Origin of the sequence: Pseudomonas yangonensis (assembly GCF_009932725.1) — a bacterium.
GTDB classification, from domain to species: Bacteria; Pseudomonadota; Gammaproteobacteria; order Pseudomonadales; family Pseudomonadaceae; genus Aquipseudomonas; species Aquipseudomonas yangonensis.
Genome location: NZ_BLJU01000005.1, coordinates 102,455 through 114,949, shown reverse-complemented (window position 1 = coordinate 114,949; position 12,495 = coordinate 102,455). Strand labels below are relative to the sequence as shown.

General features: G+C 61.3%; 11 protein-coding genes and 1 tRNA gene. 8 read left to right on the top strand and 4 right to left on the bottom strand.

The annotated features are described in order from the left end of the window. The first annotated feature begins 9 nt into the window (after window positions 1-9). From infC to GYB81_RS09235, 8 genes are all read left to right on the top strand, one after another. A complete protein-coding gene (gene infC / locus GYB81_RS09270; protein WP_161867750.1) occupies window positions 10-543 on the top strand; it encodes a translation initiation factor IF-3 in 534 nt (177 codons plus the stop codon). A 60-nt stretch (window positions 544-603) separates the two neighbouring features. Beyond that, window positions 604-798: a 50S ribosomal protein L35 gene (gene rpmI / locus GYB81_RS09265; protein WP_003243407.1), complete on the top strand. Its 195-nt coding sequence runs from the start codon at window positions 604-606 to the stop codon at window positions 796-798. A gap of 29 nt (window positions 799-827) precedes the next feature. Further along, a complete protein-coding gene (gene rplT, locus GYB81_RS09260; RefSeq protein ID WP_003243409.1) occupies window positions 828-1,184 on the top strand; it encodes a 50S ribosomal protein L20 in 357 nt (118 codons plus the stop codon). Window positions 1,185-1,280: 96 nt separating this feature from the next. Next, on the top strand, window positions 1,281-2,297 hold the full coding sequence (gene pheS, locus GYB81_RS09255) for a phenylalanine--tRNA ligase subunit alpha (protein ID WP_161867749.1): 1,017 nt from the start codon (window positions 1,281-1,283) through the stop codon (window positions 2,295-2,297). Between the two features lie 41 nt (window positions 2,298-2,338). Next, a complete protein-coding gene (gene pheT / locus GYB81_RS09250) occupies window positions 2,339-4,717 on the top strand; it encodes a phenylalanine--tRNA ligase subunit beta (RefSeq protein WP_161867748.1) in 2,379 nt (792 codons plus the stop codon). 3 nt (window positions 4,718-4,720) lie between these two features. Beyond that, window positions 4,721-5,023, top strand: coding sequence for an integration host factor subunit alpha (ihfA, locus tag GYB81_RS09245; protein ID WP_003243414.1), 303 nt, complete (start codon window positions 4,721-4,723; stop codon window positions 5,021-5,023). Next, window positions 5,004-5,360, top strand: a complete 357-nt coding sequence (locus GYB81_RS09240) for a MerR family transcriptional regulator (protein WP_013716019.1) — start codon at window positions 5,004-5,006, stop codon at window positions 5,358-5,360. Before ihfA ends, GYB81_RS09240 begins: the two co-directional genes overlap by 20 nt. Window positions 5,361-5,435: 75 nt before the next feature. Next, a tRNA-Pro gene (locus GYB81_RS09235) sits at window positions 5,436-5,512 on the top strand. A gap of 331 nt (window positions 5,513-5,843) precedes the next feature. Here the strand turns inward: GYB81_RS09235 and GYB81_RS09230 are convergent. Genes GYB81_RS09230 through GYB81_RS09215 form a run of 4 tightly spaced genes read right to left on the bottom strand, consistent with a single transcriptional unit; the run spans window position 5,844 to window position 12,424 of the window. After that, on the bottom strand, window positions 5,844-7,250 hold the full coding sequence (locus tag GYB81_RS09230; RefSeq protein WP_161897811.1) for a sigma-54-dependent transcriptional regulator: 1,407 nt from the start codon (window positions 7,248-7,250) through the stop codon (window positions 5,844-5,846). Further along, the gene (locus GYB81_RS09225; RefSeq protein ID WP_161897810.1) at window positions 7,247-8,755 is read right to left on the bottom strand and encodes a phospholipase D-like domain-containing protein; all 1,509 of its coding nucleotides are present in this window, start codon (window positions 8,753-8,755) and stop codon (window positions 7,247-7,249) included. Before GYB81_RS09225 ends, GYB81_RS09230 begins: the two co-directional genes overlap by 4 nt. Beyond that, window positions 8,755-9,894: a hypothetical protein gene (locus tag GYB81_RS09220; RefSeq protein WP_161897809.1), complete on the bottom strand. Its 1,140-nt coding sequence runs from the start codon at window positions 9,892-9,894 to the stop codon at window positions 8,755-8,757. Before GYB81_RS09220 ends, GYB81_RS09225 begins: the two co-directional genes overlap by 1 nt. Then, window positions 9,881-12,424: a DEAD/DEAH box helicase family protein gene (locus tag GYB81_RS09215; RefSeq protein ID WP_161897808.1), complete on the bottom strand. Its 2,544-nt coding sequence runs from the start codon at window positions 12,422-12,424 to the stop codon at window positions 9,881-9,883. The genes GYB81_RS09220 and GYB81_RS09215 overlap by 14 nt, the downstream gene beginning before the upstream one ends. Window positions 12,425-12,495 lie beyond the last annotated feature (71 nt).

Genomic DNA, 12,495 nt, shown 5'->3' with positions numbered 1-12,495 from the left:
AAGCGTGATATGAGACAGGACAAGCGGGCCGCCCCCAAGGCGCCGATCAACGAGAACATCACTGCGCGTGAAGTTCGTCTGATTGGCGCTGACGGCCAGCAGATTGGTGTGGTTTCCATCGACGAAGCGTTGAACGCTGCCGAGGAAGCCAAGCTGGATCTGGTGGAAATTTCCGCAGACGCGGTGCCACCGGTTTGCCGCATCATGGACTACGGCAAGCACCTGTTCGAAAAGAAAAAGCAGGCTGCTGCGGCGAAGAAGAACCAGCACCAGCAACAGATCAAAGAGATCAAGTTTCGTCCAGGGACGGAAGAAGGGGATTATCAGGTAAAACTACGCAACCTGATACGTTTCCTTGAAGATGGGGACAAGGCCAAGGTATCGCTTCGATTCCGCGGCCGTGAGATGGCCCACCAGGAGCTGGGTATGGAGCTGCTCAAGCGGGTCGAACAGGACCTGATCGAGCTTGGCACCGTAGAACAGCATCCTAAGCTGGAAGGACGCCAGCTGATGATGGTCATCGCTCCCAAGAAGCGTAAATAACCTCCCGGGCACTGGCAGGCCTGATGGTTATCAGTTGTTAATGAATGCGGAGTACTAAACATGCCAAAAATGAAAACCAAGAGCGGTGCTGCAAAGCGCTTCCTGAAGACTGCTTCGGGTTATAAGCACAAGCACGCTTTCAAGAGCCACATCCTGACCAAGATGTCCACCAAGCGTAAGCGCCAGCTGCGTGGCAGCTCGCTGATCGGTCCGTCGGACGTTGCAAAAGTCGAGCGCATGCTGCGCGTTCGTTAATCGGTCAAGATACTTAGAGGTAATTACTCATGGCTCGTGTTAAGCGTGGCGTTATCGCTCGTGCTCGTCACAAAAAAATCCTGAAGCTCGCCAAGGGCTACTACGGTGCGCGTTCGCGCGTGTTCCGCGTCGCCAAGCAGGCGGTGATCAAGGCAGGCCAATACGCCTACCGTGACCGTCGTCAGCGCAAGCGTCAGTTCCGTGCACTGTGGATCGCTCGTATCAACGCTGGTGCTCGCGTCAACGGTCTGTCCTACAGCCGTCTGATCGCTGGCCTGAAGAAAGCGTCGATCGAAATCGACCGTAAGGTTCTGGCTGATCTGGCAGTGAACGAAAAAGCGGCGTTTGCTGCGATTGTCGAGAAAGCTAAGGCCGTTCTGGCTTAAGTCCCCCGACAATCACCGGGTTCGCCCGGTGGCAACGTCAAAGATAGGGGAAGAGCCTTAACAGCTCTTCCCCTATTTCGTATCTGGAGTCTGTAAATGGAAAATCTGGATGCATTGGTCTCCCAAGCGCTCGAGGCCGTGCAACAAAGCGAAGATGTCAACGCCCTGGAACAGCTCCGGGTCCAATACCTTGGCAAGAAAGGCGAGCTGACCGCCCTGATGCAGACTCTGGGCAAGCTGTCGGCCGAAGAGCGGCCGAAGGCCGGTGCCCTGATCAATACTGCCAAGAACCAGGTGCAAGACGCCCTGAGTGCCCGCAAGTCCGTGCTTGAGCAGGCTCTGCTCGCCGAAAAGCTGGCGTCCGAGCGTATCGACGTGACTCTGCCAGGCCGCGGCCAGGCCTCTGGCGGTCTGCACCCGGTCACCCGCACGCTCGAGCGGGTCGAACAGTTCTTCACTCATATCGGTTTCAGTGTCGCCGAAGGGCCGGAAGTCGAGGACGACTACCACAACTTCGAGGCGCTCAACATCCCTGGCCACCACCCGGCGCGGGCGATGCACGACACCTTCTATTTCAACGCGAACATGTTGCTGCGCACTCACACCTCGCCGGTGCAGGTGCGCACCATGGAATCGCAGCAGCCGCCGATCCGCATTGTCTGCCCCGGCCGCGTCTATCGCTGCGATTCCGATATCACCCACTCGCCGATGTTCCACCAGGTCGAAGGCTTGTTGGTCGATGAGGGCATCAGCTTCGCCGACCTGAAGGGCACCATTGAGGAGTTCCTCCGAGTGTTCTTCGAAAAACCGCTGGGCGTGCGTTTCCGGCCGTCCTTCTTCCCGTTCACCGAGCCGTCGGCCGAAGTCGACATGCAGTGCGTGATGTGCTCGGGCAAGGGCTGCCGCGTATGCAAGCAGACCGGCTGGCTGGAAGTGATGGGCTGCGGCATGGTGCACCCGAACGTGCTGCGCATGAGCGGTATTGATCCAGAGAAATATTCCGGTTTCGCCTTCGGCATGGGCGTCGAGCGCCTGGCCATGCTGCGTTATGGCGTCAATGACTTGCGCCTGTTCTTCGATAACGACCTGCGGTTTTTGGCGCAATTTCGCTAGCCGTCTTTCGTGATCGAATTCGTTTAAGGAGAACAGACAACATGAAATTCAGTGAACAGTGGCTGCGCAGCTGGGTGAACCCCGACGTATCCCGCGATGACCTGGTCGCGCGCCTGTCCATGGTCGGCCTCGAGGTCGACGCCGTACAACCGGTTGCTGGTGCCTTCAGTGGTGTGGTGGTCGGTGAGATCCTCAGTGCCGAGCAGCACCCGGATGCCGACAAGCTGCGCGTATGCCAGGTGAGTAACGGTAGCGAGAGCTTCCAGGTCGTCTGCGGTGCGCCGAATGCACGTGCCGGCATCAAGATTCCCTTCGCCATGATCGGCGCCGAGCTGCCGGGCGACTTCAAGATCAAAAAGGCCAAGCTGCGTGGCGTGGAGTCCCAGGGCATGTTGTGCTCGGCTTCCGAACTGCAGATCAGCGAAGACAATAGCGGTCTGATGGAGCTGGCGGCGGACGCCCCGGTCGGTCAGGACATCCGCGTCTACCTGGGCCTGGACGATGTCAGCATCGAGATCGGTTTGACCCCCAATCGCGGTGACTGCCTGTCGCTGGCCGGCCTGGCTCGTGAGGTCGGTGCGATGTACAGCGCCGCAGTTTCGCCAGTCGCGATCAAGGCCGTTGCGCCGGCGCACGACGAAGTGCGTCCGGTCGAGGTGCTGGCGCCCAAGGCCTGCCCGCGTTACCTCGGTCGTGTTGTCCGTAACGTCGATCTGTCTCGTCCGACTCCGCTGTGGATGGTTGAGCGCCTGCGTCGTTCCGATATCCGCAGCATCGATGCGGCGGTGGACATCACCAACTACGTGATGCTTGAGTTGGGCCAGCCAATGCATGCTTTTGATCTTGCCGAGATCAACGGTGGCATTCGTGTGCGTATGGCTGAAGAGGGCGAGAAGCTGGTGCTGCTCGACGGTCAGGAAGTCAGCTTGCGCGCCGACACCCTGGTGATCGCCGATCATGGCCGTGCCCTGGCCATCGCTGGCGTGATGGGCGGTGAGCACAGCGGCGTGAGCGACAAAACCCGTGACCTGTTCCTGGAAAGCGCCTTCTTCGACACCATCGCTGTTGCCGGTAAGGCTCGTTCCTATGGCCTGCACACCGATTCCTCGCACCGCTTCGAGCGTGGTGTGGATTCGCAGCTGGCGCGCCAGGCAATGGAGCGTGCGACCGAGCTGCTGCTGGACATCGTTGGTGGCGAAGCCGGCCCGATCATCGAAGCGTGCAGCGAGGCCGATCTGCCGAAAGTAGCGCCGATCACCCTGCGTGCCGAGCGCATCAGCCAGATGTTGGGCATGGACATGGACGGCGCTGAAGTCGAGCGCTTGCTTACTGCGTTGGGGCTGGACATCAGCGCGCAGGGCGCCGGTCAATGGCAGGTCAGCGTGCCGAGCCACCGCTTCGATATCAGCCTGGAAGTGGACCTGATCGAAGAGCTGGGCCGCCTGTACGGCTACAACCGCCTGCCGGTGCGTTATCCGCAGGCGCGTCTTGCGCCCCAATCCAGAGCCGAGGCGCGTGCCGAGCTGCCCGCGTTGCGTCGCCTGCTGGTTGCTCGCGGTTATCAGGAGGCGATCACCTACAGCTTCATCGATCCCAAACTGTTCGAACTGTTCACGCCCGGTGTGGAGCCGCTGCAACTGGCCAATCCGATCTCTGCCGACATGGCCGCGATGCGCTCGTCGTTGTGGCCGGGCTTGGTCAAGGCGCTGCAGCACAACCTCAACCGCCAGCAATCGCGCGTACGCCTGTTCGAAAGTGGCCTGCGTTTCGTCGGTCAACTGGAAGGTCTGCAGCAGGAAGCCATGTTCGCTGGCGTGATCAGTGGCAGCCGCCTGCCGGAAGGTTGGGCCAACAGCCGCGAGAGCGTCGACTTTTATGATCTGAAGGCCGATGTAGAGGCGCTGCTGGGATATGCCGGTGCGGCCGATGCCTTCAGCTTCGTGCCTGGTGAGCATCCCGCCCTGCATCCAGGCCAGACCGCTCGCATCGAGCGGGAAGGGCGCCTGGTTGGTTTCATCGGTGCCCTGCACCCGGAGCTGGCCAAGACTCTGGGACTGGATCAGCCGGTCTTCCTCTTCGAGCTGGTGCTGGCGGAAGTTGCCGCCGGTCGCATGCCGGCATTCAGCGAGCTGTCGCGCTTCCCCGAGGTGCGTCGCGACCTGGCCTTGCTGGTCGATCGCGAGCAGCCGGCCGAAGCCGTGCTGTCAGCTATACGGGAAACAGCAGGTGAATGGCTGACGGACCTCAAGCTATTTGACGTCTATCACGGTAAAGGTATTGATCCGCATAGAAAAAGCCTTGCCGTCGGCTTGACCTGGCAACATCCATCGCGCACTCTTAATGACGATGAGGTGAGTACTACCACGCAAAACATCCTCACCTGCCTCGAACAAAGGTTCAACGCCACGTTAAGGAAGTAGCGTATGGGGGCTCTGACGAAAGCTGAAATGGCGGAACGTCTGTATGAAGAGCTCGGCCTGAACAAACGGGAAGCCAAGGAACTGGTGGAGCTGTTTTTTGAAGAGATCCGCCAGGCTCTTGAGTTGAACGAACAGGTCAAGCTTTCCGGGTTCGGTAACTTCGACTTGCGCGACAAGCGCCAGCGACCGGGCCGCAACCCGAAAACAGGAGAGGAGATTCCGATCACGGCTCGCCGTGTGGTCACCTTTCGTCCAGGGCAAAAATTGAAAGCCAGGGTCGAGGCCTATGCTGGAACCAAGTCATAACGACGAACTACCGGCAATTCCCGGCAAACGCTACTTCACTATCGGTGAGGTCAGCGAACTCTGCGCGGTCAAACCCCACGTTCTGCGTTACTGGGAACAGGAATTCCCACAGCTCAACCCGGTCAAGCGGCGGGGCAACCGCCGCTATTACCAGCGCCAGGACGTGCTGATGATTCGGCAGATTCGAGCGCTGCTGTACGATCAGGGCTTTACCATCGGCGGAGCGCGGCAGCGCCTTTCCGGTGACGAAGCCAAGGACGACACCACCCAGTATCGTCAGCTGATCAAACAGATGATTGCCGAGCTCGAGGATGTATTGCACGTGCTGAAGAAGTAAGACGAAGAAAAAGTTGCCTTATTTCAAAAGCTTAATGTATAGTTCCTCCCGCTTTCGGTCATTCGGAAGCATCGTCGGGGCGTAGCGCAGCCCGGTAGCGCACTTGCATGGGGTGCAAGGGGTCGAGTGTTCGAATCACTCCGTCCCGACCAAAAAACCCTAGAAAATCCAGTCACTTAGCGGTGACTGGATTTTTTTATGGGCGGGTGTTTTGTCGGTGACTGGAATTTTGTGCCACTTTTTGTGCCACCACTGGTTCTTGCTTTGTGAGTATCAATTTTGTCGCGCGCTGACTGCGACACCCATGTAGCACCTGCATCGGGGGGGATAGTTAGTTTGGGGGCTTTCAGGAGCTGTTAAGCAGGCTAGGAGTAAAAGGTCCTATGCTCAGACATCTGTCCGAGATTTGAGGCTCAACCTTCGGGTCGATAGCAACTGCTCACGCGAGGCTGCTATCGGCCCTGCGAGCTCCGCTGTAGTACGTTAGTATCCCTCGGTATCGCGCTGCAGCGTTTTTACGCTGCAGCCTAATGCTTTCGCGGCGGCCTTCCAACTTCCTTTAGTGGCTTTGGTTTGTAGTGCCAGCTCCGCCTGAAACCGCCTGGTTTGTTCCTCACGGCTGCCTGTCCGAACCGGCTCGGGCGTTGGCGGGCTTTGGTCGGCAAGGGACCACTGTTGAAGCGCTGTGTCCAGCCAGTGGGTCGGATTGCCAGGTTCGAACCAGGCCATGCAGAGTGCCGCCAAGCGTTGTAAATCCCGCAGATTGCCAGTCAGAGGGTGTTCCGCCAGCCGCTTTTGCAGTGCCTGCGACCAAGGGGCGACCGCTGGAAGCCTTACGTCAACGCGGCAATCTGCCCAGACTCGTTGCCAATCTTCCTGAAGGTCTTCGCGGCATTCGCGTAAGGCGGGCAGCGACACGCAAAGGTGGCTCAGGCGATCACACAGGTCCTCGTCCAACCGCTCGCGCAGTTGGGTCATAGACAGGTTCGAGGCACAGACCAGTTCGAAGTCGACGCTGATCTCATTGTCACTGCCGATGGGGCGGTAGCGTCGCTGACGATCTTGGAACACCCTCACCAGCTGGCGCTGCACGGGCCGTGGTAGATCTTGGATTTCATCAAGAAACAGAATGCCGCCACTGGCCTGCGCGAGCAGGCCATCGCGCGCTTGCGCAGCGCCAGTAAAGGCGCCCTTGATGTGGCCAAACAACATGCTTTCCGCCAGGCTCGATTCCAGGCCGCCACAGGCGAGGGTGACTACTTTGCCCTGTCGCTGCTTGAGCGTTGCCACCTGGGTTTCCACAAGACGGCTCTTGCCAGTGCCGCGCTCTCCCAGTATCAGCAACGGAGCCCCTGCCACCCGGGCATAGCGGAACAGGCAATTCATTGCCTCGCGCCGTGCTGTCGAACGTGCTTCTGGATCGTAGGATGGCACGCTCGGCTTCAACCGCTGTTGCCGACGTACCTCTGCGAGGTAGGTGCTGACCTCAAATTGCACGGCATCAAGCCGACCGGGTTGGGATGACCATAAGCGCGTGCCGGGTGCAAATGCCCCGCCGGCATGCAGAATCAACCAGACGCTGTGCATCGCAGGAGTACCCGGCGAGAGGTTCAGGTGCAGACAACCTTCGACGTGCTTCAACTTGGGTAGTACCTGGCGCTGGATCGAGTCATGGATGGCCTGGTGCTGAGTAGGGTCAGGCAGTTCGATCCTGATCGATTCGATGTGCGCACCGTCGATGCTGCGCGGGATGTCGGCAGCGCTGTGCGTATGGACCAGATAAATGACCCGGCTGATCCGGACGCCAAGCTCGGCAAACTTGCCGAGCGCGCCTTCCAGTACCACCAGACCGGCTCGTTCCGCATGCCAGCAAAGTAGCGTATCGCTCATTGGCGTGACCTGCTGTCGATGACTACGGCGGCAGCACCGATTTCACCGAGCAGTTGGACGGCGGAGTCCAGCTCGCTTGGTTGGCTGATCGCTACCGTGAGGCGCCCGCTTGGTTCGCGCAGTACGTTGGGGGTGTATGGGCGAGGTTTTTCCTTGCCTTGCGCGGGGCGCATGTGAGGGCTGGCCTTCGGGTTGCTGTAAGGGGCGGTGACTGTCCAGTTGCATTTCAACTGGTGCGCTGGCTCAGGCTTGGATACTTCCGGGCGGGGCGCCTCCAGGCGATGGGCGGACTCGGCAACTACCTCGCCCAGATTGACTTCAGCGACGGTCACGATCTGTATCTGGTCCAGCCGACCGTTGCGCCACAGTTGCACCTCCCCACTGAGGTCCCCCAGCACGGGAGCTGGCAACAACCGCCAGGGCGCGACGGCCTGCCAGTGCAGCAGGCGCTGCTTGAGCTCTTCGGACTGGTGCGCATCCAGCAGCGCGCCAAGCTCGAAGCTATCGTCCAGTCCGTGCGGCTCCAGGTTTGCCGACATCACCATGGCGTCTCCGGCATCGGTCCACAGTGCCTTGGCATGCAACCACTTGAAACCGTGAACCTGCGCACCGCTTTCGGCGAGTGCCAACAGCGCTGGCATGGCCGACGGGCGTATCCGTGCTAGCACCGTCACCTTCAGCCCTTCACGGGCGCGCTGGCACAGTAGTTCGACCACCGGATGTCGCAGGTCCCAGCCGAAGCTGCTGATGATGATCTGGGTTGGGGCGTTGTTCAACGCATACAGCAGATGTTCAGCGATGCCTTTGTGCTCGGCCGTGGTGGCGCGGATGCCGGCCTGGGGTACTGGGTGCTGCACGCCCTTGACGGGTTTGGCAGCCTTGAAGTCGTGGCCGTCGAGCAATTCATGCTCCGCCGTTTGCCACATAGCCCAGCGCAGGTACCCGGCGATGCCCTCGGCTTGTGTCGGACTCAGGCGCACTGCGAGTTCTTCGTTGCGCGTGAGGGCGCCCTCCGTGAGGTTGGCGGTGAGCAGGATGCCGGCCGGCCGGGTGTAGGGGTCGATCAGGACGACCTTGGCGTGAAAGTGCGCAGCCGTACGGAAAAGCACGGACTTGCCCAATGCCTTGAGCATCGCCTTGTGGTGCGCGTGGGTCTTCTGGTCGAACTCGCCCTGGTTCGGTTCCCTGCCCAGGCGCGCTTCCGAGGCCACCATCACATACACTCGTACGCCACGCTCGGCGGTGGCCTTCAGCGCTGCCTCGAAGACGGGGTCTGCGATCAGGAAGCTGCAGATCACGGCCATGTCCACTGCCTGATCCAGCAGTGCGATCAGTTCGGCGCGCAATGCGCCCTGGTTGCCGGAAACGTGGATCGAGTGGCCTATCTCCGAGGTTGGCAGGCGCTGCGCCCGGGCCCCTTGCCATGCTGCAGGCATGGGTAAGGCACGTTGGTCGAGCACTTCGGTGTGGGTGCGTACCCAGGGGTTGGTCATCTTGGTGTTCATCACAGTCCCCAATCTTCAGCGGCAACCAGGTGCCAGAGGGTGGTGGCGCGGCTGTTTTCTCGTTGCTGCCAGGTCTGCTCGGCAAGATCCTTGCGCCGGGGGGCGCTCAGCTCGAAGCTGAGGAAGGGGGCGTAGGCCTGCACAGTCCAGGTGTTGAAGCGTTCGCTGCTGGCATAGTGATTGACGTGCTCCAGCAGGCGCCATCGTGCCCAGCGCTGGGCATCGTCGTGCGAGCGCGGAGTCAGTGCCACGCGGGCGATGCGCAGGTCATCAAAACTACCTAGCTCGGCAAGCTCCGGCGCGGGTACGCGCAGGTCGCCACGCAGGCTGTTGCGCTCGGCATCCGAGCTGCTGTCGAAAGACCTTTTCAATGCCCGCGCCTGATCATCCCAGTCGTCCAGCATCCCGGCCGACTGCAGCAGCCCCTGCCAGACGGCTTGTGCGCTCAGTTGCGGCGCATCGGAGGGGGTATCGATGGGCGTCCCACCGAGATTGCCGTGCAACTGCAAACAGCTCTGGTCGACGTCCCAGGTGGCAACTAGCGTCGCCTCGGTCTTCTGCGGCTGCAGGTTTTTTTCCAGAAGCTCGATGCGCAGCGCTTCCTTGTTGCCTGGGGGCGTGATGGTCTTACGCAGGGCCTGGTTCAGCCAAGCCGGGATTTTCTCGTGGGCTGGGGGCTCTTTGCTATAGACATCCTGCCTGGCACGGGGCTCCTCGAACGGTTCGACCAGCAGCACCGGGCACTCCAACAAGGGGTCATCACTGGCCCATAGCCGCCAGCAGGCGTACTCAGGCACGAACACTTGCTGGCGTTGCAAGGCGTCCTGGCCGAGTTCGGTCAGGCTGTAGCTGCGACGCCTGGTGCTCTGTGCGCCGGGCTCCGGCAACGGTTGCAGCAACCCTAGCCCGCAGGCGATGTCCAGCAGGCGCTGGGCCGCAGCCTGGCGGGAGGGCTCGCAGAACAGGTGCACGGCGATGTCGTGGGCGTCGATGGCCTCCCTCACGCCAGCCCGTTGCAGCAGCGGCAGCAACTCCGGGCGCTGGGTGGCCCGCGCCACCTCACCGATCACGTGCCAGCAGAAAATGCTCACCTGACGGCTCAGGACGATATCGCCGCGTTCGGCTTCAGTGTTTTTCATGCAGCGAGGTCTCCCAGGTCTTTTCAGCGGCGAGTTTGCCGAGCAGGCTGTCCTTGTCTTTACCCAGGGCATGGCGATCGCCCACGATGATCCGGCAGTAGCGCGCCCTGGTCAGGGCGACATTCAGGCGGTTCGGGCTGCGCAGGAAGGGGGTTATGTGATTGCGTACCAGCGACAGCAGCACCAAGTCGGCTTCGTGCCCCTGGAAACGATCGACGGTGCACAGGTTCAGGGTGATGAACGGGCTGCCTTTCGCGCCCCTGGCGAAATGGTGCTGGGCATGGCCGTTGGCAGACCACTTGCGTAGCGCGTTGCGCAATGCCCGCTCCTGCCCGCGGTAATAGGTGAGCACCGCGACCTCCCAGGGGTGGCCATCATCCCTGCGGTTTTTACCAGCCCAACGCTCGAAGCGCTTGAGTTCTGCGATGAGCTCTTCGACCTCGGCCGGATTGTTGTCCGCTTGGCCATCGTAGCGTGCCTTGACATGCCGCCAGGTGGTGGGGTGCCGGTCGTAGCTCCAGGTGCGCTCGGCGGTCATACGCGCCGGGCTGAACAGCGCCTGGCCCTGATAGATATGCTGGTGCGAAAACGCCGCGATATCGGGGTGCATGCGGTGCTGATGACTCAGCCGTACGTGCCGTGAAGCCAGGACCGCCTCGGGCAGGCCGTCGCTCAGCGCGTTGCCGTTTCGTGCTTGCCGGTTGCGGCCAAACCCTTCCTGCAGGGATTCGAGGATCGAGGGCAGGACCACCTTGCGTACCCGATCGACGTTCCTGTTCACATGATCGGGTGTCGCCCCTGAACCTTCGACCGGCATCAAGGCCTCGATCTGGCGGGCTATGCGCGTTTGTTCTGAGCGGTCGTCCTGGCTGGCGTGGCGTTGCTCGTACTCGGCATTGATGCGCCACGCAACCTCCATACTCCAGTCTGGCACGGGCTCTGCGACACTCAGGCGCGGGATCCGCCGGCGGGCTGCTGCTGCACGGCGCTCGAGCATGGCCGGGGCTTGGCCGCGCACAAGGGTGGCATCCAGCGGCAGCTCATCCAGGCGTGCGCCGAGGGTTTCGCCTGCCCCCAGCACGATCCAGGCATCCTCCAGTGAGGCGGGCTCCTCCGCCTGGGCAAGCTTTACCCCCAATGCGTTGGCTTGAGCCATGTAGGCCTGGCGCGCCTGTGCGTCGGGGTTGGCGATCACGCAGCCACGCTTTTTATGGCGGGCCATGAACGCATCGACGCAGGCGTTGCGCAGCCCTGCCTTGGGCAGGCAGGCGTCAAGGTTCGCTGCCATGGCCTGATCATCCACGAAAGGTGCGAGCTGCAGCGGATCGCCAACGATGACCCAGCGCTTTGCCAGTACGGCGGGGACGAGAAATTCGTGGAACGTGGTCTTGGAGGCCTCGTCGAGAATCAGCATGTCGTATGGAGGGTGGTTGCTGTGCCTGCGCTTGAGGTCCGGGTGCTGCAGGATGCCTGTGGTGGTGCCGCAGGTCAGGTTGGCGGTGCTCAGGACCAGTTCAGTGATCACGTGATCATCCTGGCGCAGCGCATCGAGCAGTGTCCGTTGCGCCTGGCTCGGGTTTTGCTGACGGCTCAATGCCGCTTGTAGGCGCTTGCGCTCGGTTGTGCGAAAAGTCTCCAGCTGCCATTTGCGGGATTTTTCGGAAACGTTGCGGGTATCGCCGATACGGATGGGGATGATCTGGTCGCGATGGCGGTTGCGGGCGTCCATGAGCTTTTCCAGGACATTGTCGACGGCCACGTGGGTCGAGGCACACAACAGTACTCGCTTGCCCTGTTCGGCCATCTGCAGGATCAGCTCGCAGATCGCGGTGGTTTTACCAGAGCCTGGCGGGCCTTCCAGCAACATGAAATCAGTGGTGTGCAAGGCCTGTTCGACGAAGCGGCGCTGCTCGTCGGTACCGGGGCGTTCAAGATCCAGCAGCAGCTTCCAGGCGTCGCCCGCCAGGGCAGGGGCAGCCAGCTCTGGCCAGCGCGCATGGTCGTGGCTCTCCAGCAGGCGCAGCAATGGACGGTGCCCGACCGAAGGGGTGTCCTGTAGGCAAGCGATGGCCTCCTGCTGGCGCCGGAGCGTATTGGTGTTGGGGCGCAGCAATAACTGGCTCTCGCTGGGTTGGCGCTCCAGCAGCAGCCGCTGGCCGGCGGGGTCGCGGTCGAGGATGCGCAGGGAACGCTGGCGATTGAACCTGAACTGCACGCCCAGGCGATCGGGCGCAGCAGATTCGTAGACCTCGCGCGCGTCTTCGTCGAGAAACGCACGGAAGGTCGCTTCCGGTTCGCTGGGCCGGTCTTCGGGCGGCTCCAGGCTGATCCAGAAGCCCGCGGGGTTATCGTCGAGGCCATCCGGCCGGAAGGCGGCCGCCCAGCCCAGCCGCTTGACGGCGTGGTCGCTGCTGAGATGCTTCTCAGAGACCTGAAGGAACTCGTTGAAGTCTTTGAGGCCATGAAAAACCCGGCGCATGAGAACGTCGGGGCGGTGGTGTTGAAGGTTTTGGTAGTAGAGCAAAGCCATCAGTCAATTCCTGTTGGTACTGTCGGCAGGGTCCGTTGCAAGCGCTGTGCCTAAGCGGGCTTAGTGCTCAA

What these genes read in the sequence shown, in the direction of transcription:
- rpmI (WP_003243407.1), top strand. Translation starts at nt 604, where the DNA reads ATGCCAAAAATGAAAACCAAGAGCGGTGCTGCAAAGCGCTTCCTGAAG.
- GYB81_RS09240 (WP_013716019.1), top strand. Translation starts at nt 5,004, where the DNA reads ATGCTGGAACCAAGTCATAACGACGAACTACCGGCAATTCCCGGCAAA.
- infC (WP_161867750.1), top strand. Translation starts at nt 10, where the DNA reads ATGAGACAGGACAAGCGGGCCGCCCCCAAGGCGCCGATCAACGAGAAC.
- pheS (WP_161867749.1), top strand. Translation starts at nt 1,281, where the DNA reads ATGGAAAATCTGGATGCATTGGTCTCCCAAGCGCTCGAGGCCGTGCAA.
- pheT (WP_161867748.1), top strand. Translation starts at nt 2,339, where the DNA reads ATGAAATTCAGTGAACAGTGGCTGCGCAGCTGGGTGAACCCCGACGTA.
- GYB81_RS09225 (WP_161897810.1), bottom strand. Translation starts at nt 8,755, where the DNA reads ATGAACACCAAGATGACCAACCCCTGGGTACGCACCCACACCGAAGTG.
- rplT (WP_003243409.1), top strand. Translation starts at nt 828, where the DNA reads ATGGCTCGTGTTAAGCGTGGCGTTATCGCTCGTGCTCGTCACAAAAAA.
- GYB81_RS09230 (WP_161897811.1), bottom strand. Translation starts at nt 7,250, where the DNA reads ATGAGCGATACGCTACTTTGCTGGCATGCGGAACGAGCCGGTCTGGTG.
- GYB81_RS09220 (WP_161897809.1), bottom strand. Translation starts at nt 9,894, where the DNA reads ATGAAAAACACTGAAGCCGAACGCGGCGATATCGTCCTGAGCCGTCAG.
- ihfA (WP_003243414.1), top strand. Translation starts at nt 4,721, where the DNA reads ATGGGGGCTCTGACGAAAGCTGAAATGGCGGAACGTCTGTATGAAGAG.
- GYB81_RS09215 (WP_161897808.1), bottom strand. Translation starts at nt 12,424, where the DNA reads ATGGCTTTGCTCTACTACCAAAACCTTCAACACCACCGCCCCGACGTT.